Annotated in this window: 21 protein-coding genes and 1 pseudogene; 7 read left to right on the top strand and 15 right to left on the bottom strand. The window is 38.6% G+C overall.

Annotation, left to right across the window (positions count from 1 at the left end):
- Nucleotides 1-201: 201 nt before the first annotated feature.
- From V8V91_RS09275 to V8V91_RS09240, 8 genes are all read right to left on the bottom strand, one after another.
- On the bottom strand, nucleotides 202-639 hold the full coding sequence (locus V8V91_RS09275; protein ID WP_373399811.1) for a hypothetical protein: 438 nt from the start codon (nucleotides 637-639) through the stop codon (nucleotides 202-204).
- Nucleotides 636-3,437 carry a hypothetical protein gene (locus tag V8V91_RS09270; RefSeq protein ID WP_373399810.1) on the bottom strand — a complete coding sequence of 934 codons (2,802 nt, stop codon included), beginning with the start codon at nucleotides 3,435-3,437 and terminating at the stop codon, nucleotides 636-638. Before V8V91_RS09270 ends, V8V91_RS09275 begins: the two co-directional genes overlap by 4 nt.
- A gap of 343 nt (nucleotides 3,438-3,780) precedes the next feature.
- Nucleotides 3,781-4,212 (bottom strand): VOC family protein, encoded by a 432-nt coding sequence (locus V8V91_RS09265; protein WP_373399809.1) that lies wholly within the window; start codon nucleotides 4,210-4,212, stop codon nucleotides 3,781-3,783.
- Nucleotides 4,209-4,511, bottom strand: a complete 303-nt coding sequence (locus V8V91_RS09260; protein ID WP_373399808.1) for a hypothetical protein — start codon at nucleotides 4,509-4,511, stop codon at nucleotides 4,209-4,211. The genes V8V91_RS09265 and V8V91_RS09260 overlap by 4 nt, the downstream gene beginning before the upstream one ends.
- Before the next feature lie 77 nt (nucleotides 4,512-4,588).
- A complete protein-coding gene (locus V8V91_RS09255; protein ID WP_373399807.1) occupies nucleotides 4,589-5,305 on the bottom strand; it encodes a ferritin-like protein in 717 nt (238 codons plus the stop codon).
- A 10-nt stretch (nucleotides 5,306-5,315) separates the two neighbouring features.
- Nucleotides 5,316-6,998, bottom strand: a complete 1,683-nt coding sequence (locus tag V8V91_RS09250; protein ID WP_373399806.1) for a hypothetical protein — start codon at nucleotides 6,996-6,998, stop codon at nucleotides 5,316-5,318.
- A 240-nt stretch (nucleotides 6,999-7,238) separates the two neighbouring features.
- Nucleotides 7,239-7,670 (bottom strand): VOC family protein, encoded by a 432-nt coding sequence (locus V8V91_RS09245; protein ID WP_373399805.1) that lies wholly within the window; start codon nucleotides 7,668-7,670, stop codon nucleotides 7,239-7,241.
- Between the two features lie 250 nt (nucleotides 7,671-7,920).
- Nucleotides 7,921-8,271 (bottom strand): hypothetical protein, encoded by a 351-nt coding sequence (locus tag V8V91_RS09240; RefSeq protein ID WP_373399804.1) that lies wholly within the window; start codon nucleotides 8,269-8,271, stop codon nucleotides 7,921-7,923.
- Nucleotides 8,272-8,497: 226 nt separating this feature from the next.
- Between V8V91_RS09240 and V8V91_RS09235 the strand changes: the two genes are divergently transcribed.
- The 7 genes from V8V91_RS09235 (at nucleotide 8,498) to V8V91_RS09205 (ending at nucleotide 13,867) form a co-directional block, all read left to right on the top strand.
- Nucleotides 8,498-10,429, top strand: coding sequence for a TonB-dependent receptor domain-containing protein (locus V8V91_RS09235; RefSeq protein ID WP_373399803.1), 1,932 nt, complete (start codon nucleotides 8,498-8,500; stop codon nucleotides 10,427-10,429).
- Nucleotides 10,429-10,875: a hypothetical protein gene (locus tag V8V91_RS09230; protein ID WP_373399802.1), complete on the top strand. Its 447-nt coding sequence runs from the start codon at nucleotides 10,429-10,431 to the stop codon at nucleotides 10,873-10,875. Before V8V91_RS09235 ends, V8V91_RS09230 begins: the two co-directional genes overlap by 1 nt.
- The gene (locus tag V8V91_RS09225; RefSeq protein ID WP_373399801.1) at nucleotides 10,875-11,255 is read left to right on the top strand and encodes a PepSY-associated TM helix domain-containing protein; all 381 of its coding nucleotides are present in this window, start codon (nucleotides 10,875-10,877) and stop codon (nucleotides 11,253-11,255) included. The genes V8V91_RS09230 and V8V91_RS09225 overlap by 1 nt, the downstream gene beginning before the upstream one ends.
- A complete protein-coding gene (locus V8V91_RS09220; protein ID WP_373399800.1) occupies nucleotides 11,246-11,800 on the top strand; it encodes a PepSY-associated TM helix domain-containing protein in 555 nt (184 codons plus the stop codon). Before V8V91_RS09225 ends, V8V91_RS09220 begins: the two co-directional genes overlap by 10 nt.
- The gene (locus V8V91_RS09215; protein ID WP_373400647.1) at nucleotides 11,710-12,030 is read left to right on the top strand and encodes a PepSY domain-containing protein; all 321 of its coding nucleotides are present in this window, start codon (nucleotides 11,710-11,712) and stop codon (nucleotides 12,028-12,030) included. Before V8V91_RS09220 ends, V8V91_RS09215 begins: the two co-directional genes overlap by 91 nt.
- Before the next feature lie 133 nt (nucleotides 12,031-12,163).
- The gene (locus tag V8V91_RS09210; protein WP_373399799.1) at nucleotides 12,164-12,703 is read left to right on the top strand and encodes a hypothetical protein; all 540 of its coding nucleotides are present in this window, start codon (nucleotides 12,164-12,166) and stop codon (nucleotides 12,701-12,703) included.
- A 51-nt stretch (nucleotides 12,704-12,754) separates the two neighbouring features.
- Nucleotides 12,755-13,867 carry an endo-1,4-beta-xylanase gene (locus tag V8V91_RS09205; protein WP_373399798.1) on the top strand — a complete coding sequence of 371 codons (1,113 nt, stop codon included), beginning with the start codon at nucleotides 12,755-12,757 and terminating at the stop codon, nucleotides 13,865-13,867.
- Between the two features lie 70 nt (nucleotides 13,868-13,937).
- Here the strand turns inward: V8V91_RS09205 and V8V91_RS09200 are convergent, their stop codons facing one another.
- From V8V91_RS09200 to V8V91_RS09170, 7 genes and pseudogenes are all read right to left on the bottom strand, one after another.
- Nucleotides 13,938-14,525, bottom strand: a complete 588-nt coding sequence (locus tag V8V91_RS09200) for an NAD(P)/FAD-dependent oxidoreductase (RefSeq protein ID WP_373399797.1) — start codon at nucleotides 14,523-14,525, stop codon at nucleotides 13,938-13,940.
- 2 nt (nucleotides 14,526-14,527) lie between these two features.
- Nucleotides 14,528-14,848: an FAD-dependent oxidoreductase gene (locus V8V91_RS09195; RefSeq protein WP_373399796.1), complete on the bottom strand. Its 321-nt coding sequence runs from the start codon at nucleotides 14,846-14,848 to the stop codon at nucleotides 14,528-14,530.
- 129 nt (nucleotides 14,849-14,977) lie between these two features.
- A complete protein-coding gene (gene bla / locus V8V91_RS09190) occupies nucleotides 14,978-15,715 on the bottom strand; it encodes a subclass B1 metallo-beta-lactamase (RefSeq protein WP_373399795.1) in 738 nt (245 codons plus the stop codon).
- A gap of 103 nt (nucleotides 15,716-15,818) precedes the next feature.
- Nucleotides 15,819-18,284, bottom strand: a complete 2,466-nt coding sequence (locus tag V8V91_RS09185) for a PVC-type heme-binding CxxCH protein (RefSeq protein WP_373399794.1) — start codon at nucleotides 18,282-18,284, stop codon at nucleotides 15,819-15,821.
- Nucleotides 18,179-18,904, bottom strand: a complete 726-nt coding sequence (locus tag V8V91_RS09180; RefSeq protein WP_373399793.1) for a hypothetical protein — start codon at nucleotides 18,902-18,904, stop codon at nucleotides 18,179-18,181. The genes V8V91_RS09185 and V8V91_RS09180 overlap by 106 nt, the downstream gene beginning before the upstream one ends.
- A 219-nt stretch (nucleotides 18,905-19,123) precedes the next feature.
- Nucleotides 19,124-20,773, bottom strand: a complete 1,650-nt coding sequence (locus V8V91_RS09175; RefSeq protein WP_373399792.1) for a hypothetical protein — start codon at nucleotides 20,771-20,773, stop codon at nucleotides 19,124-19,126.
- A 189-nt stretch (nucleotides 20,774-20,962) separates the two neighbouring features.
- Nucleotides 20,963-23,525, bottom strand: a pseudogene (locus V8V91_RS09170) (c-type cytochrome).
- Between the last annotated feature and the right edge of the window lie 242 nt (nucleotides 23,526-23,767).

Below are 23,767 nucleotides of genomic sequence, written 5' to 3'. Positions count from 1 at the left end.
TTTTCGTTGGAAAGTAGGTATTTGGTGCTGAGTTGGGCAGGTACAAAGGAGGTTTCGAAAAATTGAAATTCTCCTTGATAGTTAGGGAATTTGTTGTGCCATTGGCACTGATAGTGCCTTGCAAATAACCTGATGCATCCAAAATCTGGTCTTGTGAAAGCGCTGCAATTTTCTTCATATCAGCTTTAATCAAGTCCAATTTTAAATCAAATTCCCTCCGGATTCATTCGCCTTAAACTGACCGTTGACATCCATGTCTATGCCGTCATCTCTTAATGTTAAGGCTAAGTTGTAATTCCCTAAACTTTCTGCGGTAGCATCTAAGGATAAGTTTCCTAAAGAAACACCCACTGCTTTTAGGCTGTCAATTTTTAAATTACCCATCAACCCTATTGCTCCAAATGGATTTTCAACTACAAGCTGCCCATTCATTTTTCCGCCGACCAAAAGTTCATCTGGATTCAACAAACTGGTAAATGTAGATAATCTGAAATTTTGGAATAACACTGCGATATTTTCATCTGTAAAACCTTCAATGTTCTTTTTGAAGCTAAGCTCCTGTCCATTTTGCGTAAAGCTGAAATTTTGAAAATCAAGGTTATTACTAGAATATAGAATCTGATTATTTTCCGGAATCACCCATTGGTTTTTTTCAATAATAAGTTCTCAGGGTTAATATGAAAACTAATAGTATCACCTAATAGACCCAGGTCTGAGGAAATATGGAATACTTCTTCAGTTTCGTTATATGAAGAGAAATCAAAGTAAATTCTTGAATCTTCCATCACTCCAGTAAGTGACGTCTCATCCATATTTAATGGTCCAGCAACTAAGTTGAGGAAGCCTAATTCCATATTCAAGTTGGATAAATTGGAATGGACATTGAATTCCAAACTGTCGATTTCAGTTCCAGAGAAATTTATGTAAGGAAAGCTTACCACTGCTTCCAAAGAGTCTAGATCTTGATAATAGGCTAATTGCACCCGTCCAGAATCTAGCTGTTCTAATCCTTGAAGTAGCACTTCGTTCAATAGTGGGGATTCGAAAATGGAAAGGTCCATATTCATGACTATTCCACTATCCAGTTCTGTATTCGAACTGTCTTTGACAGCTAAATAATTTAAGAAATGATTTTCTAAAGCAATTCCTAATGAGGCAGGGTTGGTATTGGTATGAACAAATCCTTTGACGACATCACTTTCAATAATTAGACTGGTGGAGTCAGGTTTTACCAAGCTTTCTATATTTAAGTTTCCGGTAGGATAGGTTTTTTTATCGTAAAGAACCAGGCCATCACTTAACCCGATAGATGCTTTAAAATTATCGGGATTTCCTTCAAAATTCCCTTCCATTTGTAAACGTGCACGGAATTCTTTGGGGGAGAAACCTAACTTATTAAAGTCAGCACCTTTTAAATTTAAATTAAAACCCACTTTTGAGTTTACCGAATCAAGTTGGATGGAGCTGGTTAAATCAAAATCAAGGTATTCAGAATCCAAGATTAGGCTGACGTCTCCATCTCCATTGGCTAACTGTCCACTGAGTTGGAGACCTGAATAATCAGAACCATATAGATTTAATTTGTCAAAATGGGATTCAAGTTGAGCAGTAAGATCATATATGGAATTTCCCTGACCCTTGGCATTAATTTCCATGGATAAAGTGTCTAAATCAGGGTTTTGAAGTAAGGTTCCTAATTGAAGTTGTTGAACTTGGAGATTTACATCAAACTCCAATAACCCCTGATCCTTATATCCAGCATCCAATAGTACTTGTCCTAAGTCAGTTTGTAAATCCAATGATGCGATGAGATCATTCATGGATCCTTTTGCTTGAGCTGTAATGCCAATCGAATCTGGGAAAGTGATACCGAAGTCAGACTCACTGGCAAAAAGTTGCAGTGATTTCTTGTTGGTATTTAATTCAATTTGCGGGAAATCTACATAGAGTGAGTCTAGGTTTAGGGGTGAGTGCACAGATCCCTTCGTATAAAAATCAGTTTCCCTCCAATTCAATTGGAATGTGGGGATTTCTAACTTAGAAAGACCTCCGTTGATAGCTAAATTTCCTTCAAAAGGTGCAGTCGCCAATTCCTGAATTAACGTGTCAGAAGTAAGCTCTGGGGCAAAAAAGTAACTGTCCCTAACATCCAAAGAGAATTGATCAACAGAAAGGTTGATAAGTGTTTCTTCAGGAGAATCGATTAGTGTTTGAATGGAAGGATAAGAGAAATTACCTGTGGAATTGAGTTGACTGTAATTTGTAGAAACAAAGAGTTGCTTGACCACGGCTTTCGTATTTTCAACGGAGCCATTGAGAATCAAATCCCTAAGTTGGAACCCACTTCCTTCCCGAAATGAGAGCGATTTCAAATTCAAGCTTGCTTTCTCATTTTCCAACAAAACATCCGAGATTTCTAAACCTAAGTCTTGAAGTAAAAGCACTTCAGGGTTGAAGACTCCTTCAGTGATTTTACTATCTGAAGTTTTATAATCGATGGTATTATTCTCCAAAACCAATGAGCTCAATTTCACTTTCCAGTCTGGCCAGGAAAAAGGGGGAGCATCTTCTGGCTCATCTGAAGATGTAGTGCTTGGTGAAAAATCATGGAAGAGAACTTTTGAATCAGATAATTGTATGGATTCGATCAGGATATCCTGGTTTACCAAGTCTAAGGAGGGAGCTGAAATACCCAAATTAATGACTTCTAACTCTGCAAATTGTTGGTCCACTTGATTGTCATAAATAAGTGAAATCTCATGTAGGCCTAGGTTATCAATTTTTATTTTGGGCAAGGTTGATTCTTCTGAACTAGCTTCTGAGGGAGGAAAGGCTTTGGTTTGTCTATATTTGATTTGAGTATTAGAAAGCTGTATGTCTTTTATTCCAAATGAAAATGCATTTAGATCTAATTCAGGTATGTTTAGTTCAAAATCTCCAAGTGCCAAGGAAGTTTCAATACCAAGAACTTCATCTTGATAACTAATGTCAAAATCCCGGAGACTAACTGGGGATAAACTAATGTTGAGTGAAGTGGAGTCTGGTTCGGAACCCGCTACTGTGCTACTATCAGGTTCGGTAGAAGCAAAGGAAGTGAGGATGTAATCAAAGTTGAAAGCTCTTGTATCCTCAGGTCTTTTAATTCTAGCTTTTAGTCCTTCCCATTCAAATTTACTGACATGGATAGCCCCAGTTCGAATCAAAGGGACAAAAGCGACTCCTGCTTCAAGGTCTTTGGAATAGATTAAAGTGTCACCATTGACATCTGAGATATATAAGTTTTCTAAAAAGATATTTCCTGAAAATGTGACAAATAATCGGTCAATACCTACTTGGGCCCCAGTTTTACCCTCGAGATAAGAGATTGCTTTATCCACAAGAATCCCCTGACCCCAAGGGCTCCGAATAAATAGGATCACTGCCAGTAAAAGAATCATTAGACCTGCTAATGAAAACCCAATGACCTTTAAAAATTTTATTAGAATTCGTTTAATAATTACCTGTTAAAGAATTGGTCAAAGACGAAATTTGAACATCCTAGATTAAAGACCAAGAAGTAGGCCAGAATGTTACAGAAATAACAATTTGAAATTTATTATCTCTAGTAAAATTTAAAATAATCATAGGAATAACCATGTAATATCCAGGAAATTAATTGAGGATGAACAAGTTCTTCATCCATGTGTAAAAGTTTTTTCTTTATCTATTCAAGATGTAAGAAGATGAAAATAAAAATCCTCACGCAAATTAGTGAGGATTTAACATTGGTAGGTATAGCTTTTAATTGATGTTTTGTCGAATTACTAAAGAGTTATTGTCGGGATCCCTAAAAAAGAAAAACTGATCAATATACCCTTCATCGGATTTGTTTGTAAGGATGTAACTGTCGCCTGCTTTATCTATGCTCACTTGATTTTCCTGAAAAAAGGCGAGTGTGGACTCTATATCATCTACCAAAAAACTTGGAACAGTTCCATTAGATGGTTTTGGGGAAAAAGGACTCGGAATGTCTTGATACAGCCCAAATACTATTTTGCTTCCATGGGGGCCAGTAAGATTCATTTGAAGGTAGGGAAGGTCGGTTCCAGTAGGATGAGTAATCGAATACTTTGGGTCTAATTTAAAGCCCAGTACACGTTCGTAAAACTCCTTTGACCGATTGAGATTACTCGATGAAATTTTAGTAATCAGAAGCGAACTTGAAAAAATCATGATGTTATTTGATTTAATAAGGTGATTTCAGCGCTTGATAAATCTTCGTTTGAGACGTATTCAAAACTAGGTCCAGAGACAAATCCAGGTTGATTTGGATAGGGAGTAGATAGGAGTTTTCCAGCATAGAGCCTTAAAGAAAACATTAAGCCCATGGCTTGATTGATTTGATCAGTTTGACCGTTGAAGGTCAGATGCAAACTATTTAATAAGCAGGTGTAGGTGTAGTTAAATAACTTACTGTACTGAAAAGCTAGCGTGTTTTCAGGCAATTCGGCCATTTTTGGATTTGGTTTCATGTTAGGAACCTCCTTTTCATTAAAAACGATTGGGGTTCCGGAATAGGAATAACCAGAAGGGGCACTTGGGTCTTTGACTAGAGTTTTACCTTTGTAGATTTCTTCAAAACGGTAATAATGCGCAGGTTCTTTTTGTCAGAATCCTCTCCATCTACAAACGGGTCAGTACTGGTTCCTTCTCCTTGGTCAACGATAAGATCTATCCCTTGAAATGCCGTTGCTTCATCAATAATTGGGAATAATAAATTCTTTGGAAAGAATTTCTCATAGGTAAGCTGATAGGTAGGGTCTCCGGTAAATATGGTTTTCCCCGATTTTTTAGCTTCCCCTTCCAAAAGGGAGATCTTTTCCTTGATTTTTTGATAAAACTGCCCAATTGTCATAGTATCTTCCTGCAATTCCATGGATTTAATAGGAATTGGCTTTTCTGGTTCTTCGATCGACATGAAGACATTTTTAATCAATGAAAGGGAAAATTTTTCCAAAGGAACAGTGAGTCCAGAATCTACGCCTCCAGGAAGTGGGCCAGGGTAAGTCGGTATAAAACCTGGTCGATTTAACACGGGTGATCCACCTATTGCATTCAGAAGATTACATGCGATGGAGAGATGAAGCATTTCTTCTCCCACGACCGACCCAATCAGATTCGAAATCTCATCATTTCCTGTATTGGCAAGGGTGAAATTTGCAGTGAGGTACGGGGGTATGGTGGAATGTTCTAATTCGATTGCAGTTTGAATAGCCGAACGAAGTTCATCAAGGGTGTCTATTTTTATTGCTTTGAGAAAAATCATGGTGCTTGGTTTATAATTTTTTAAAAGTGATGGAATCTTTTGTTCCTGCTTTTGAGATAACAGCGTTTAAATAATTGATAATCATCGCAGACTTATCTCTGGAAAGATCCCGGGTTGCCGGCATGTAATTGGGGTCTTCTTTGTCTTTACTAAAAACAAATTGTAGAATCTCTGCATTCTTGTCTACAATTGATTGATCTGCGAGGTTAAAAATTCCTTTTGACATCAAGGGATATAAATTGGCGTATTGCTGCATGATAGGTTGGATGTCCTCCCAAGTGGGATTAGCTACTTTTTCTGGATCCACCGAATCAAATACCAAGAAGCTCAGGAAATTATTTTGATTACATTCTGAGAAATAGCCATCGCTGAAATTATAGGAGATTCCATAAACCTGTCCATCAATGTATCCCCTTGGATTGCCTGGATCATTGGCTTTTACAGTTAGGCTTGCTTTGCCTAGGGTATCGGTTTTTATTGTTTTTGGGAAAACCATTGCAGATTTGGGAACTCCTACTACCGGTGGAGTGGGGCCGAATGGGCTATTGATCAATTGGAATTCTATTTCTTTGTCAGGTAATGGTTTTCCCAGTTTACTCGCATAAAAATTAACTTGGCATTCTTCCTCTGGATTTAAATAAAAAACAAATTTATCAGCGCAGACATATTCCACACTTTCTCTAAAAATCACCTCCCCCTCGGAGTTTAAAATAACCAAAGGGTTTTCTTCTACTAAGGAGGTGTTGGGCCCTAGAGGAATCGTATTAATTCCTGATTGGCCTTTGTACCAATTGGAATCTGCAAGATGTATTTCTCCGATTATTGTGATGTCATCAAAACCCACTTTTCCGGTATTTACTCCTAAAGTTAAAGGCAAAGTGTTCTTAATGGTGCCATTTGGAAAGATGGGGAAGGAATTGGCCAAATCGATGACCACTTGATTTAAGTTTTTGTCAATAATGGCATTGGCATAATTGATAGTACTGGTCTGAGGAAACAGAGGGCGGCCTTGCGTGAAATATTTTGGTTCCCCTTCAAAGTAAGGTCCAATGGATCCTACGATTCTTCCAATGGTGAATGCAGGAGAGGTATGATCCATATCATACAGGTCGGTTGTAAATTGGATAGAAAGTTGATTTTTGCTGACTTCAAATAATTCCTTTAAATACCTTGAATTACAAGATTCAATATTCCAGTTGATATTGGTTAAAGTAGATTGGAAGATGGCTGCAGCTCTCGTATCTCCTCCTAATTCGGGTGCACGGTTCATCCAAATATTGGTAAAAGAAGCTACTTCATAATCTGACCTTAAAATCTCTTGATCCCCAGCTACTAAACGGACTACTAATCCCCAAAGGGCAGATACCATTTGTTGTTGGGAGTCTAAATCGACAATTTTTCCCGCCACCTTTTGGTTGGAATCCATGATAGTCATTCCGATGACCGGATCTTCTTTGGGGTCTGATGTAGAGGTTCCATCTAGGTAAGTGACGCTTTGCACAATGCAACTTAAAAACCTCCAACTGCCGGTACCTTCAGGATTCCACCAACCATTCGATGCGCCAGGTCCCCATTTTTGAAAATCAGGCTCAAACGTTTGGTTATTAAAATGAGTGGGGTCGTTGTTAACGGTGGATGGATCAGCTTGAAACTGCCCCGAAAAAGTCAGTCTAGGCGAATTTAAATAAGACATGAAAGTTGATGTTTACAAAGTAAAAATTTGAAAAAGAATAATTTAATCTAGGAATTATCGACCTGAAAAACTAATTATTAAATAATAAAAAAATGTTATAACTATCTAAAAATAAATAATTTACAATTTACTTAATGCCAAGAGGACTTTCATGGCTTCCAAATGGTTTATAAGAAATATTTCGAATTTGATTATAAAAAAATGCCTGAAAGATAATTTCAGGCATTATAAGGGATTCTTTTATTCTTCTCCTTCTTTCAGCGTATAATTGACCATCCAACCATTTCCGTATTTATCGGTAAAGCTTCCGTAATACGCTCCCCAAAATGCTTTTTCATATGACATTTCTATTTTTCCTCCTTCTGATAAGCCATCAAAGAATTTCTTTCCTTGTTCTTTGGAGTCAGGCATCAAAGAAATATAATTATGATTGCCCACATTTAACTGATGTCCCATACTCGGCATGTTATCACTAGCCATAATTTTTACTTCCTCTGAAAGTTTAAGTGTAATATGCATAACGCGATGCTTATCTTCCTCTCTGATTTCCATGCCAGGGATTTCACTGAAGTAATTGATTCCTCCATCGAATTCACCACCCAATGTCTTCTTGTAAAAATTCATTGCTTCTTCAGCTTGACCGTCAAAATTTAAATAAGGATGAATTTTCATGATATTTTGGTTTAGTAATTAAAAATGAATGCATTACAATTTCGTGATTTTACTTGTGTTTTTGTCTGTTTTAAAACTTAAATATGATAATACCAGCCCTATAATCACGACTGTACAAGCCAAGACCCAATTGAAATAAGAAATCTGAATGGAGATAATTTGCAAAGCTAATCCTGCCAGCCAAACTAAATGTCCAACTCGAGTTCTTTGCTCTCCTTTTTTACATCATAGCGGGCATTGCCTTCATCAATTAATGGGCGAAAAAATCTTTGTATTGGATCAATAAAATTAAATCCAACAATAGTAAAAAAGCCAAAACGAATGGTGTTCCTTTCCAATTCATCGATATGGTAACCATTAATATATTACCAATCATAGGGATCATCATGATGCTACCCAAAAGCTTATAACGTGTGGTTACTAGAAGATACCCTATGATTATTTGGCAGTAAGCTATAAAGACACCATATAAACCTAGACCATATTTTGCTAACTCATCAATTAACCATACAGGGCCAATCCATCCAAAAAACTGGTGTTCGTAATAAAGTTTTGCCATACCAGCTCCCCAGAAAGTAAAACCAAGAAAAATGGAAATCACTTGAATAAGATAGTAGGGTATTTTTTTCATGGAAGTCGTTGTGATCCTACTAATAAATATAGTGTTTGTTCCTGAGGACTGCTTTAAATGGATAAAAGATTGATTGAAAGGAAGTTTAGTTAGCCGCTTAAATCAACTCTTAATTTTTTTAGATTAATTCTAAATAACACTTGTTTAGAATTAATCTTAATAATAGTTTTGTCGCATCATTGAAAACTTAATCCATATGAATCGACTATTTATACTATTGTTCACCAGCTTTTTGCTGAATACTTTCCATGCTTTTGGACAAAACGGGAGTATCAGCGGACTTGTGTCTACCTCCGATAATCAGGCATTAGAATTTGTAAATGTAGGTGTCAAAGGACTTGCTAAGGGAAATTCTACTGATAGGAAAGGGTTTTATGAAATCAAAAACCTTCCCGCTGGAAACTATACCATATTCGCCTCATTTGTAGGGGTTGAAAAACAAGAAAAGCAGGTAATTCTAGGAGAAGGAGAAAAACTGACATTAAATTTCATTTTATCGGAAAGCTCTACAGACCTAAATGAAGTCATTGTCACGGATATGAGCTCTAATCGGTTTTATTCCGATAGTAACTTTACGGTTGCAAAATTACCGTTGACAGATTTAGAGAATCCTCAAGTGTACAATTCTGTAACCTCAAAACTTTTGAAGGAGCAGGTAGCCACAAACATGAATGATGCTTTAAAAAATGCCACTGGAGTAACTCGTTTATGGGAATCTACAGGGCGTGGAGGAGATGGAGCCGAATATTATTCTATGAGAGGGTTTTCTGTGCAACCAACTATGGTAAACGGTATGCCTAGCCTAAATAATGGAGGCTTGGATCCTGCGAATATTGAAACTGTAGATGTAATCAAAGGTCCTTCAGGTACCCTATTTGGAAGTTCTGTGATCTCTTATGGGGGATTAATAAACATTACCACCAAAAGACCTACGGACAATTTCAAGGGAGAAGTAGGGTTTATTACAGGGAATTACGGTCTCAACAGGATCACTGGAGATGTGAATGTGCCATTAAACGAGCATGCATCCATGCGGGTAAATACTGCTTACCAGCAAAATAACACTTTCCAAGATGCTGGAGGAAAAACCTCTTTTTTTGTTGCCCCTTCCTTCAAGTTTAAGGCTAGTGAAAGATTGACTTTCCTGGTTAATACAGAGTTTTTGAACTCCAATTCGGTAAACGCACCAATGATCTTTTTGAACAGATCAAATCCTTTGACTTTTGATTCAATTGACTTGTTTGAAAGAAATTATGAGCGATCCTTTACGAGTGATGAGCTAAGTATCAATAATAATTCATATGCACTTCAAGCCCAGGCCTTCTATCAATTGTCCAATAACTGGACCTCACAAACTGTGCTTTCTAGAAGCTCTACCAAAACAGATGGTTATTACCATTACCTGTTTGATGGGAGTGATGGAGATTCTTTTTACAGATATATCTCCGATAGAAATGGGCAGACTTTAACCACAGATATTCAACAGAATTTTATAGGAAATTTTCAAATCGGTTCTTTGAAAAACAAAATGATCCTAGGGTTGGATTACTACGATCAAGACATCAAAAACAGTAGCACAGGTTGGGTAGGAAATGGAGTTGTCACACTTTCAGATGGGAATGACACAGGGGTGTTGACTCAAGCTGGAGTGGATGAATTGTTGAAAGATACCTTTGAGGGCAATACCACTGGAACCACTCAAGTAGTGAGTGCTTATGTGTCAGACGTGATTGAATTGACCTCTCAGCTCTCAGTGATGGCCAGTGTAAGAGTGGATCATTTTAAAAATGAAGCTTGGGGAACTGACAGTGATCAAAATACACAAACAGCTGTTTCTCCGAAATTCGGAGCAGTGTTTCAACTGATCCCTAGCAAGGTTTCCATCTTTGGTAATTATATGAATGGGTTTCAAAACATAGCTCCAACCACTGTTTCTGATCTTGATGGCTCCAATCCAAGGTTTAAAGTCTTTGATCCTGAAAAAGCCAATCAATATGAATTTGGATTAAAAACTAATTTGCTAGGAGATAAAATCGCAGCAACAGCGAGTTATTACAATATCAGGGTCAGTAACCGAGTCATGATTGATCCCAGCAACGTAAACAATTCCATTCAGGGGGAGAAGTAATGAGCAAGGGTGTAGAACTGAGTGTGATTGCTAGTCCTATTCAGGGGTTGAATTTGGTTGCTGGTTTTAGTCACAATAATGCTGAAGTAACCGAAGATTATCCCGAAAGTGGATATTTGGGCATGCGGCCTGAGTCTGCTGGTCCTGAAAGCCTTGTCAATTTTTGGGCAAGCTATAACTTCTCTGCTGGAGCCTTGCAAGGATTCGGATTAGGTTTTGGTGGAAACGCTGCAAGTGAATTTTTAACCCTAAACAGAGATAATATCGGTTCCTTTGCCTTGCCAGCGTATCAAGTGTTTAATGCATCGATTTCCTATACAGGTTCACAGTATTTCTTAACCCTAAAACTAAATAATCTTACTAACCAGAAATACTATTCTGGCTGGTCCACTGTGACTCCACAAAATCTAAGAAATGTTGCGCTCAGCCTTAATTACAGATTTTAATGAATTTCAAAAAGATCATCAATAAGTTGCACCTTTGGCTCGGACTTACGTCCGGGCTGGTGGTGTTTATAGTCGCTATTACTGGATGTATTTATGCCTTCCAGGCAGAAATCAAGGATTTGACTTATTCTTTTCTATTTGTAGAACCGGAGAAGAAAGAAGTATTGCCGCCCAGTAAAATCAGTGAAATAGCATATCAAGCTTTTCCGGAAGGGCACCTCCATGCTGTACTTTATCCTACCAAGGAACGGTCTGCTCAGGCAATTTTCTTTAGCTATGGGGAGGGGAATGATCATTATAAAATCGCCTACATTAACCCCTACTCTGGAGAGGTTCTAAAACTCAAGAATGAATACGCAGATTTTTTAGAGTGGTATTAGATGGTCATTTTTACCTATGGCTTCCTCCAGAAATCGGCCAGCCGGTGGTAGCTTCCTTTACCTTGATTTTTTTGTTTATGGTAATTTCTGGATTGATTCTTTGGTGGCCTAAAAAGAGAAGTAACCTCAAGCAAAGCCTGAAAATCAAATGGTCTGGAAGATGGAGAAGGAAGAACTATGACTTGCACCAGGTGCTTGGATTTTATGTAATGATTTTTGCCTTTGTTTTTGCAGTAACTGGATTGGTTTGGGGTTTTAGCTGGTTTAGAAGCGGTTTATACTCAGCCCTGTCAGGGGGCGAGGAATTTGTGGAATATTACACTCCCCCTTCTGATTCTACTAAGGTTTGGTCCAATGATATTCCAGTATTGGATGCAGTATGGATGAAAATGAACGTCTATTATCCAGATGCAGAATGGATAGAAGTTCATCCCCCGAATATGAAGGGGCCGCCATTGCTGCCAATGCCAATCCTGATGCTTCTACTTATTGGAAATCAGATTATCGGTATTTTGATCAAAATACGTTGGAAGAGCTTCCAGTAGATCACTTCTACAATCGGTTGGAAGAAGCCACTTTCGCGCAAAAAGTCATGCGTCTTAATTATGATGTGCATGTAGGTGCTATTGCGGGATTACCAGGAAAGGTGTTAGCATTTTGTTTGAGTGCAATCATAGCATCTTTGCCGGTGACAGGTTTTTTGATTTGGTGGGGTAGGAAGAAAAAGAGCAAGAAAGGAATTATGAAAATCAGGAAAGAATTGGTGAATGTTTAAGCTGGTTATAATCTACCTTTTCGTAGATGAACCTTGAATGCGGCGAAGATTTTTATTTCTTCGCCGTTTGAATTTTTTCATCTGACTAAATCTTCCAAAATCACTATTTTGACTCATTAAATCTTTTAAAAATATGGCAACAGCAAGTGAATTAGCTCCAGGAAGTAAACTTAACCATCCTAAATTCGGAACAGGGATGATTCTATCTGTCGATGATACTTATTACAAAATCTATTTTTACAACACCGAAGAAGTGAAGACTTTGGCGAGGGATTATGAGGGATTTACCGTAGAAGAAGCAAAAGTTCCTGACTTCCCCATGTTGACGATGAAGGACGTCGAAAAAGCCATTCGAGAGGCTATAATGCAGACTTCTGAGCGAGCTCCAATTGTTCCTCTAGGTGGAAAGTGGATGGGTGGAAATGTAGTTTTTGAACCCAATGATAAAAACCTACAGCCCAAGGAGATTCCAATGGCCACATTCTTTCACAAAATCGTGATGGTGAGGGAGAAACTACGGGTATTAGAACAAAACATCAACAATCATCCTAAATTGGATGATGAAGATCGGGTACACTTACAGCAATACATTACTCGTTGCTATGGCTCTTTGACGACTTTCAATGTACTCTTTGCCTACAAAGAAGACCAATTTAAAGGAAGTGGTTCTTAAAAAGTAGGATTTGTGATATCAGACTTTATAACACTTAAAACCTATGAACCTATGATTAAAAATACGTTTCTTTTGATAGCAATGGCCATGCTTTTGACGGCTCAAAAACCCAATGAGCAAGGTTTGAAAGATATTTTTGAAGATAGCTTTTACATAGGGGTGGCTTTGAATTCACGGCAGGTTGCTCCCGAGGCTACTCAAGAGTATGCCTTGATTAGTTCCCATTTTAATAGCTTGAGTCCGGAAAATGGATTGAAGTGGGCTTTGGTTCATCCCCAACTCGAAACTTATAACTTTCAATTTGGAGATGAATATGTGGCATTAGGAGAAAAACTTGGAGCTTTTACTATTGGGCATTGCTTGGTTTGGCATCAGCAGGTACCGAATTGGGTTTTTGAAAGCGAGACTGGAGAAAAACTTGATAAAGAGGCCCTGATTAATCGAATGGAAGCTCATATCGAAACAGTGATGGGTCGATACAAAGGAAAGATAAAAGGGTGGGATGTGGTCAATGAGGCATTTAATGAAGATGGTTCTTTTAGGCAATCCAAATGGTTTGAAATTGCAGGAAAAGATTTTATCAAAGCTGCTTTTAAGAAGGCACATGAAGTAGATCCGGAAGCCGAACTTTATTACAATGATTACAATGTCTGGAGAGCTTCCAAGCGAAAAGGAATTCTCGATTTTGCCAAGGAAATGAAGGCAGAGGGAATTCACATCGATGCAATAGGAATGCAAGGACATTATACAGTCAATGGACCAACCATTGAAGAAATTGAAAAAGGAATTTTAGAGATTTCTGAGGCTGGGTTTCAAGTGGCGATCACTGAATTAGATGTGGACGTGTTGCCAAGGCCAAGAAATTCAGAAGGGGCAGATTTAACTATCAATTATGCTAATTCTCCTGAATTCAATCCTTACAAAGAAGGAATCACACCGGAAGGAAAGGTGCAACTTGCGAAACGATATGAAGAAATTTTCAAATTATTTGAAAAGCATAAAGATAAAATCAGCCGGGTTACTTTTTGGGGATTGTATGATGGTAAATCCTGGTTAAATAATTTCCCTGTGAGAGGTAGAACCAATTACCCCTTGCCATTTGATAGAGATATGAAATTAAAAGAGGATGTTTACAATGGGATCAAAAAAGCGGTCGAACATTAATTCTTAACCCTCTTAATCCAAAAGTTTTCAGCCGTTCGGATTTAAAATCAACTCCGGACGGCTGATTTTTTTATAATGAATAGGATTCGTCAATCAATTCTTTATTGCAAGCTGCTCCAGCCATGTTGCCTGAAGAAACAGCAAAGGCAACTGACCTAAACATATTCGTATTGTCTCCACATGCATAAACTCCAGCAACCGTTGTTTTTTGGAATTGATCCACTTCAATGAAACCATTTTGCTTCAACTCACAACCTAGGGAACTTATGATCCCTAAACTTTGCTCAAAATCTGGTTTGGTATATAACGCTTTTAAGTGAACAGCATTTCCATTAACCAATTTGACGGATTTCAGCGCTCCATTTTGATGGGATAGCTCTTTTACTGGGGTCTCAATCATGTTGATGTTTTTACTAAGTAATAGGGAGGTTTGTTCCTCAGTTTGTGTAGATTTCCCGTTGGTAAATAATGTTAGGTCTTTGGTCCAATTAGTAATCATTTTACCAAACTCAAATCCAAAATCTCCATTGGCCAGAAGCCCTGTGGCTTGGTTTCTTACTTCATAACCATGACAATAGGGGCAATGTATAACAGAAATGCCCCAGCAAGCCTTCAATCCAGGAATAGCAGGTAATAAGTCCTTAATTCCCGTTGCCAAAATCAATTTTTAGATTTGTAGATGCTTCCTTTCTTCGTTTTAATTTCGAACCCTTCTTCCATCTTATTTCCTTCTACCGCTAAGTCTGAGGTAAATTGGACTGTTGGATATGCTTCCACTTGTTCCCGGGCTATGGAAGAAATTTCTCTAGGCGATTTCCCGTCTTGTGTTAAAAAATTATGTGAATGTGGAGTTTGCTTATTGCAGGGTTCACCCGCATCGATGACTAATACTTGACGCAAAGACCTGCCTAATGCCATGGCAGCCGCTAATCCTGCATAGCTCCCGCCAATAATGATAACTTCAAAACTATTCTGTCTCATTTCTTGCTTGATTGAATTCCAAAGGTACAAGGAAAATCCTTTAATGCAACATTGTTGCATTAAAGGATTCGAGTTAAACAACCATAAGAAATCATCAAGTATTCTGATGACAGGAAAATCTTTACTTAGTTATTTTGAAAACAGCTCGATGGTGTAATCCAACAATTCAACTCCTCCGATTTTGCCATGACCTGGAATGACAACCTGAGTTTTCGGGAAGGTGCTTTTAACTTTCTTTACTGTTTCAGGCCAGGCAGCAACATTGGCGTCTTCCAAATTTCCATTTCCAGCTCCTAGAGTTTTGATCATGCAACCTCCAAAAATGACATGATCCGAAGGGACGTAGGAAACAAAGTTGTCCTTTGTATGACCTTCTCCCAGAAATTGATTGATTACTTTCTGATTTCCTGCCTGAAGTTTTAATTTATTCTTAAAGCTATTTTCGGGAATTGGATAAGCAGCTGCTTTTGCCAATTCTATGGTTTTTTCGGATGCAAAAGAAGGAATTCCTTTATTATGAAACTCATTTAGTCCTCCCAGACAATCCCAATGAAAATGAGTAGCAACTACCGCTTTTACTTTTACTTTTTGCTCAGTCTCTAACCAGCTAATTAATTCATGGCTTGCTTCACCGTTGGCTGGTGTGTCAAAAACCAAGGCTTCATTTTGGTTAATCACGATCATCCCATTACAGGCTACTTTTCCAAAATCATCAGTATTGAGGTAACTAATATGGACGAATGTATGTGGCGCAATCTGTTCAATCTGAAGCGTCTCAGATTCATAAATAACATTTTTATCCTGGCTTAGTGCGGTGCTGTTTTTAAAAAGGAAAAGAAAGAAGAGGCCAAAAAGTAGTGTTTTCATGGTGGTGGAAGAGGAATAAAGATTTGAACTGATTGAATTATTCCAAAACAAAATCCCAGCCTATTTTCATAAACTGGGATTTGAAAACCGATTTTTTGGAAACTTATTTTCGTAATGTTTCCAGATAACTTACCAGATCTACTAATTCTGTTTCCGATAGTGGGAATTTTGGCATTAATGATTCATCCAATTGCGTCACACTTTCTACATCAGCCAGTTTATAGATTTTTTGTTCACTACTACCCACCAATTTCACAATCAGGTCATTTTCCGTTTTGGAATTGACAATACAAGTAAACTCCGTTCCATCTTTCATTTTTATTAATTGGGTTTCATAGCCAAATCCCATTCCTTCAGAAGGGTTGATGATGGCATTGAAAAGCCCCTCTTTAGAAAGCTTGTCTCCGATTTCAGATAAACCTGGCCCAAAATCAATCCCTTCATTTCCTATTTTATGACAAGCAAGACAATAATTGGAAGCGATGGTTTTTCCATTTTCTACTGACCCATTTGCGGCCACTAATTTTGTCATGTCATATTCTTTTCCAGCTGCGTCTCCAAACAATTCATTGGCTTCCGCACGGAGATTCCCATTCCATGAGGAAAGGAGGATTTTCTGGGCAATCGGAAGTACATCCGCAGGTATTTTTCCAGCTTTGGCCAATTCCATTAAGTAAGGTTCGGAATTATATCCCTTGGCGGCTTCCATTGCTGCCGTTCTAATTTCTACTGGCTTGGATTCATCGGTATAATATTGAGCCAAAAGTTTGGCCATATTTTCATTGTCTATGGTCCCAAACTTCTCGAGGGCAGTGACGATTTTCACTTGATCTCCTGTGTCAAACTCATTTTTGATATCATCCAAACCATAAAGCGATGCGAAAATATTTGCCGCCATTTGAGAATGACGATTATTTTCAGATTGATATACAAGTGACATTAACCGTTCTTTTTGATCCGAAATACCGTATTTGCTGACGATATCCAGAAAGTCGCGATCATCAACGATGTCTCCTGCTGTTTTCTTTGCTAAAGCAAGCAACTCCCTGTCTGGGGAAGAAGGATCAAAATTGATTTGTCTCAAAATGATTAGCTGATCTTCTTCAGGAGCAGATGCCAATAGAGATTTCAAGATTTTAGTTTTACTATTTGGTTCTTGAAAGTCCAAGGCTCTATAGTAGCGCAGGTTATTTCTACCAGGCTGAGAGAGGATGATTTTTCCTAATAATTCTGAAGTTTGGCTGCTTCTTGACCTCCATACAATATCTGTTGCTTCAGGAATTTGCATCCAAGAATCCTGCTTATTTGCTAAATAAGCGCTTAGATACTCATCCCAGAATCCATCTGCAGCTATCCCTAGTGCTTCCAGGAACCAACGATCCCCACTTTGGTAGGAAGCGGCTAATTTCAGCCAAACATCCTCATTTTTTTGATACCTGATGGCCAAAGCCACTTCTCGTCTTACTTGAATGTTTTCATCCTCCGCCATTCGTAAAAGGAAATCAGGATCGTTTAGCTGATTGATTCTTGAGGCTCTAACAGCTGCCACTCGAATATTTGGATCAGGATCAGAAGAAGCTAATTGAATGAAATTGTTTCCCTCCGGTAATTTTGTCAATACCCAGAAAGCTCTTGCTCTCATTCTGGAGTCCCCATCAGTATATAATTTCTCTAGGGCCTCTTTCGCTTCTTCTCCTTTTTCTACCAAGGCCATAAATGCTTTAAAATGAGTAGCTCTATTCGGGTTTTGAAGCAAAAAAATCAAGGATTCAATGTTGTTATAATTGTGTTTTGGCAAATCGTAATCAACCCCCTTTGGTGCCAGTCGATAAACTCGCCCTCTTTCCTGGTCTCCCATGGCATGGCCTCCGACTCCTGGATCGTACCAATCTGAAACGAATAGGGAGCCATCAGGCGCTACTGTCACATCCGATGGTCTGAACCAGTTGTCTCTACCATTTCCATTCAATAAGTTTTTGATGCTCGCTGAAAATCCAGCTCCATCAGGTTTTGTGATATATGCTCTTACGATATTTGGGCCTGCATCAGAATGAATGAGTTGGTTATGATATTCATCAGGTAATAAATCTCCCTCATAGACCAGAATTCCAGTCGGGGAACCCGCATAAGTTTGTAACATATTGGGTACTACTCCTGGATCATTCAAATGCCAATGTTGCAATGGGATAGAATCTTCCATGTTGATTCTTCTGGTTCTCCAATCAGCTCCAGTCATTTCATCTTTGAACCCATAATTCCCGTAATCCATCACGTAATTTATTCTGGTGCCTCTGTTTCCATCATCATCGTTATCAGATTGCCACATTCTGCCATAGCTATCCACTGCTACCTCATAATTATTCCGGAAATTCCAGGCTAGTACTTCCACATCCGTGCCATCAGGATCCATTCGGAAAACCATTCCTTCACGGTAGGGATGTGTTTCACTGTTCACTGGCCTTCCTAAAGGATCCAGAATGGGGGAGCCATCTGCATAATGGATACCTTTACCTTCATTCCCGTAGTTGAAATAAAGTTTGCCATCAGGTCCAAAGGTGAAAGCATGCATTCCATGATCATGTTGAACTCCACCAACTCCTTCAAACAGAATTTCTTTTTCTCAGGCACATCATCTCCATCCGCATCCGTGAAAACATAAACATAGGGGCTAACAGAAACGTAAACCTTTTCTCCCAATACCGCAATCCCTAATGCGGCATTGATGTCATTTCCTTGGTAGAATACTTTTGATTCGTCTGCCACACCATCTCCATTGGTGTCTGTCAGGATTAAGATTCGGTCTCCTTCTTCTTTTGTTGGATTTCTCGGGTTTAAGTGAGATCTATAATTATAAGCTTCTGTAATCCAAACTCTTCCACGATCATCTACATCCATGTTGGTAGGATTGATCATCATGGGTTCGGAAGCAAAAAGCGTCAATTCAAGCCGATCATCTTCCACTACAATACCATCAAGAGCGTGTTTGGAAGTTCTCTTTTCCTCTTCCGATAACTGAGCATATTGGGCATCCGAAAGTTCAGATTTTTGTGATTTTGAACAAGAAAAATAACACTTGCTGCTAGTAAAATAGAATAAATAGGTCTTTTCATTTTGAATAGGTATATGGGCATCTGATAGGATTAAATCTAATCTAACTTCTAAAGTAGAATTTTTAGGTAGGTTAGCCAATCTACATGCAGGATTTTAGAAGGTTATGAAAAAAATATTGTAAAAAAATATCCCTGCTTAAGATAAACAGGGATATGATATTCAATTAGGCTAATGTGGGTTTTAATACACTGAGTTCCTGTTGAAGAGTTTTTAATTGAACTTTCATTTTTTCAAGCATCTCTTCAGAATCTAGCTGTACAGTTTGAATTAATTGTTGGTAATACTCAATTCCCTGGTCTAGATTTTTTGAAACTTGTCCAAGTAATTTTCTTGCTTGCTAGAAGGACTAGCGATAAGGTTTTGAAATTCCTTCTTCAAATGGTTGACATACAATTGGGCTTCTTTGACAAATACATGAGGCCTTTCTGAATCCAGATTGAGATTCAATTTTCCATATATATGAGACACCATATCCTTTAATGAAAAGGTGCCTTTGAAATAAGCTAAGTTAGGACCAGGACAAATGGTCACTGCATTTAGGTTTCTCCTTGAAGTGGAACCATTGGATAAAATAGCTGGAGCGCTTAACCCTTCACACAAGCAGTCTTTTTCAGCCACTTCTTTCCACTCTTTTTCTGATATTTCACCATTTTGAAATTGCTTACTTTTCAGATTTTGATATTGTCTGGATGCTGTACAAATAGGTTTATCAGTAAACTCTGTACTAAACGACAAGAACTTTTTATAGCAAGGACTTCCAGGTCTGTTTCGCTCTAACCTTTGTTTGCGTTGATCCTCTCCACTGCTGGTTTTTAGATTGTTGAAAGGGACTCCAAGTGGAGAAGCATTGCTCAGGTAAAAGTCTGATTTTTTTGCTTTCAAGATTCGCTGAAGGGTGTCTTCATCGACTGAAGTTGCCTCAGGAACTAATAAAAACGGACTTCCCCAACCTGTCCCGTCTAATTGGTAATAATTTCTTAAAAAGCTATCTTCTTTGGAAGTTCCAATTCCACCTTGGTAAGTGATTTTTATCCCAGGAGTTTGTGGCAAACTTATTCCTTTTGCTTCTAAGGCTTTCTCGTAGACCTCCATCAATGAAGATTGAAGTCTTTTTTTGTTGGTTTTGAATTCTTCTAAAATAGGGCCGACCAACAAACCATCTGTGGCAAATGCATGGCCTCCGCAATTCAATCCTGATTCAATTCTAAATTCTGAAACCCATAGCCCTTTTTTAGCCAGAAATTTACCTTGTATCAAGGCGGATCTGTAATCAGAAACTTTTAGAATAATACTTTTGGAATTTGGATGTTCAGGCCTAGGGAAAAAGCAATCAAATTGTTCTGCATAACTATAGAGTGCAGGGTTTAGTCCTGCAGAAAAGATGACAGAGCTGGATAATTTACTATTGGCAAAACCTCTAAGAGCTGCCAATGCATCTGAGTATTCTCTTGGAAGTAAATCACCTTTTTGATCATAATTCATCTTGTCCACCTTGGTCATGATGTTGACATCAATTGCCCCGGGCAGAATCATAGATTTTATGGTTTCCACCTGTTGAGGGGAAAAGTCTTGATGCATTAATCCCTGAACAAATTGCTTCATAGGGTGAGCTTCAGCAAGTAGTTCGATGTAGTTTTGGAATAATTGACCTTTCTCGGGGATAGCATTTTTGATTTCCTGGATTTGTTTGTCCACCAGCAATTTGGTCAGGTCTAGAAATGCAGTTGTTCTTTTGGCTTTGAAATCTTCTTCTTTTTCGGAAATAGGAGAATAAGGAAGATCAAATTTTTCAGAATAGATTCTTCTCATATCTTCCAGGAGATGATCATCCATGATGGAAATCACACTGGAGATACCATACTTGGCAACTTTGATTGGACTGTCCACAGTAAATCCCAATCCCATCACAGGAATATGAAAAGAATGAGGAGAGGTAGCTTGATTCATATTATTTCCAATAAAATTTAGCTCCAAAATTACCAAGGAAATCTCCTGCAAGGGCCTAATAGGGGGTGCCTTTAATCAGCGTTAGATGTGATTTATATCATGTTTTTAAGGATGAGAATAGATCAAGACAAAAAAAGGTCTCAATTAGCATTTGCCATTGAGACCTTTCAAGTTAAAATAACCTGAAGTTTATTTTTGTTGCTGGAGATAAGTTACCAATGAAGCTAATTCCTCAAATGAAAGTGAATTGGCCAATCCGGCAGGCATGATGGAATTTTCCATCTCTTTTCTACTTCTGATGTTATTCTTTTGGATGGTCGTTGCTTTTCCTGTGATATCACGAAGAGTTAATTCATCCGCAGATTCAGCAGTGATAAAGCCCATATAAGTATCCCCATCTTTGGTGTCGATCATAAAAGAAGCAAACCCTTGTGAAATAGAGGCATTTGGTTTCATGATGGATTCCGTGATCTGATCACGATTCATGATCGAGCCAATTTGACCCATAAATGGACCTTTCATGACTTCACCCTTTTCGATGCTATGGCATGCAATACAGCCTTGGCTAGTGAATAATGCTTTTCCTTTAACAGGATCACCTTTGATAGCTGCGACTGCCAAGATCACATCTTCAATAGAAGATTCTCCTACCTGACCTTTTTTATTTTTGATAGCTTCAAAGTCTACCTGTAGGTTTTCTTCGATAATTACTTCCTCAGAAACGGTTCCCAATTCAGAGATTTCCATTCTATTGCGATCATTTAATCCAGCAAAGAAATTCTTTTGGAAGGATTAGACTTTTCAAATTCCTGAACTAGGAATGATTTGATTTTATCAGAAGATTCCCAAGTGATACCTTTATAGTAAGGACCATGCGTGTCAGGTCTGGTACTCCACCACCAACTGCCATCGTATGGAGCTTCTTCCATATAAAGTCTAGCTAATGTGCTTAGGATTTCATCTTTTAATTCTTGGTCGCTTGATCCATCATAGGCATTCATCAGGCCTTCAACTGCCTTCGGGTCATGCATGTACCTTAAGGTCCAAAGTGCCAATTTGGGATTTGTCTTGATGGCGTCAACCGTCGCGTCTATAGCATCTAGTTCCACCAAAGACTTCACCGCCAAATGTGGTAAGATAATGTCTGAATTTGGAGTGGCATGAGGACCTTCTATCCCTGGTTGAGGAATTTTTGCAGAAGCAGGAACAGCAATTTCAAGCAATGTTTTCGCTGCATCTTTTTTGCCCAATCTGCCTAGCCCAACAATAGCTGCTACTTGTACTCTTGGGTTGGCATCATGCACGGCAGCTAAAAAAGGCTCCTTAGGAACATTGCTCAAACAAGATTTTCGATCAGTAAGGGCTCTTAACGCGAATTCACGGATTTTATCCTCTTCGCTAAGCTTCAATAATTCTTCGACCCCGTTTGAACATGCCGCTTGGGCATAAGTGAAAATACCAGCTACTCGATTTTGAAGCGGTAAAGTTTTGTCTTGTGCAATTTTCAAAGACTCCATAGCTGCTTCGTCCAGGGTCTTTTTAAAAGCTCTTGCTGCGCATGGAAACGAGTCACTGAATTACCTGCTTTCAACAATTCTCCAAGTTCAGCGACTGAGGCAGCTTTCAAATCAGGAAATGCTTCGTAAGTCCAATCTTTTGGAACCACTTTTACTACATATCCTTTTTCAGGGCTTCCTTTATAACCTGCACCATCCCATGCAGCCAAGAACATTCTTCCTGATCCATCCACATCCACATCGGTGATCTGTGAAAGTTTGATGAACCGTTCATCTTGCTGGGTGAAACCAGGTCCATCCATAGTTACTCTGTGAATGAATAGTTGGCTTCTGCCCCAATCAGCCATCATCGGTACGTGATTGAATTCCGCTGGCCAACGGTCATCATCCATGAAGTATGAACCTGTTCCCGAACCACCACCTAGGTCAGCTAATGCAGGAATGATTTCGTCTGTAAAGTTTTTAAATAAGCTAGGATAGCCATACTCTCCACTTTGGACATAATGGATAAAGCGAATGTTCCACCCACCTCCATCATTGGTGTTTCCTCGGGTATAGATATTCATAAATGGATCAATGGCCACATCATAAATATTTCTAGTACCGTGTGCATACACTTCCATTTCTGTACCATCAGGTCGAACTCTTACGATTCCACCACCAAGCATGGTCATCTTTTTGCCACTTCTATCTTCTGCTTCATGGAAGCCAAAGTCACCAACCGCTACATAGATCCATCCATCGATACCCATTCTGATACCATTGGTAGCGTGGTCCGTTCCTCTGCTTCTTAATGATTCTGGAGAACAAATATTTTTGATCAAAGGATTTGCAGGACCGTCAGCAACACCGTCATGATCTTTATCAACAAACTCCACTAAATCCATTCTTTCCGCTTCCCCGGTAGTTTCGTTGAACACCGTATGCAGAACAAAGACTTGATCTCCTACAGGCATGATACCACGTGGGTTGTCTGCTTTTGCAAACTCAATATGAGTTTCATAATCCCCATCGTTGTCACGGTCTATCAACTTGACAATACTTCCTTTTCCAGGCTCTTTACCCAAAGAACCCATCATATCAACTCCCACGAAAATTTCACCAGTGGGGCTCACAGCCAAACAAGCAGGACTCGGCACGATATCTGGGCCTGCAATGTTGGTCATGTCAAGTAGAGTGCTGTCTGCCGGGATATTGCTAGGGTCGACATTGGAAGGGCTGAAGTAGGCCTTCAGTTCATCATTATCTAACGTGGTGGCAGGTTTGTATTTGGAACAACCAAAAGTAAAGAAAGCAATAAGGTGCTTAAAATTGGAACTCTGATTTTAGTCATGCTAAAATGGTAATAGGTTACTTTATTATTAAATGCTGATTTTTTGAGCCCTCAAATATAAAAGATTCAAATGCTTTAAACCTTAAGATGCTTTGATTCCTTGTTGAACCTATTCCTTCAATGGATGAGTGGTTGAATGGATAT

Origin of the sequence: Algoriphagus halophilus, from assembly GCF_041729275.1 — a bacterium.
Taxonomy (GTDB): Bacteria; Bacteroidota; Bacteroidia; order Cytophagales; family Cyclobacteriaceae; genus Algoriphagus; species Algoriphagus halophilus_A.
This window is presented reverse-complemented; position numbering and strand designations above follow the sequence as displayed.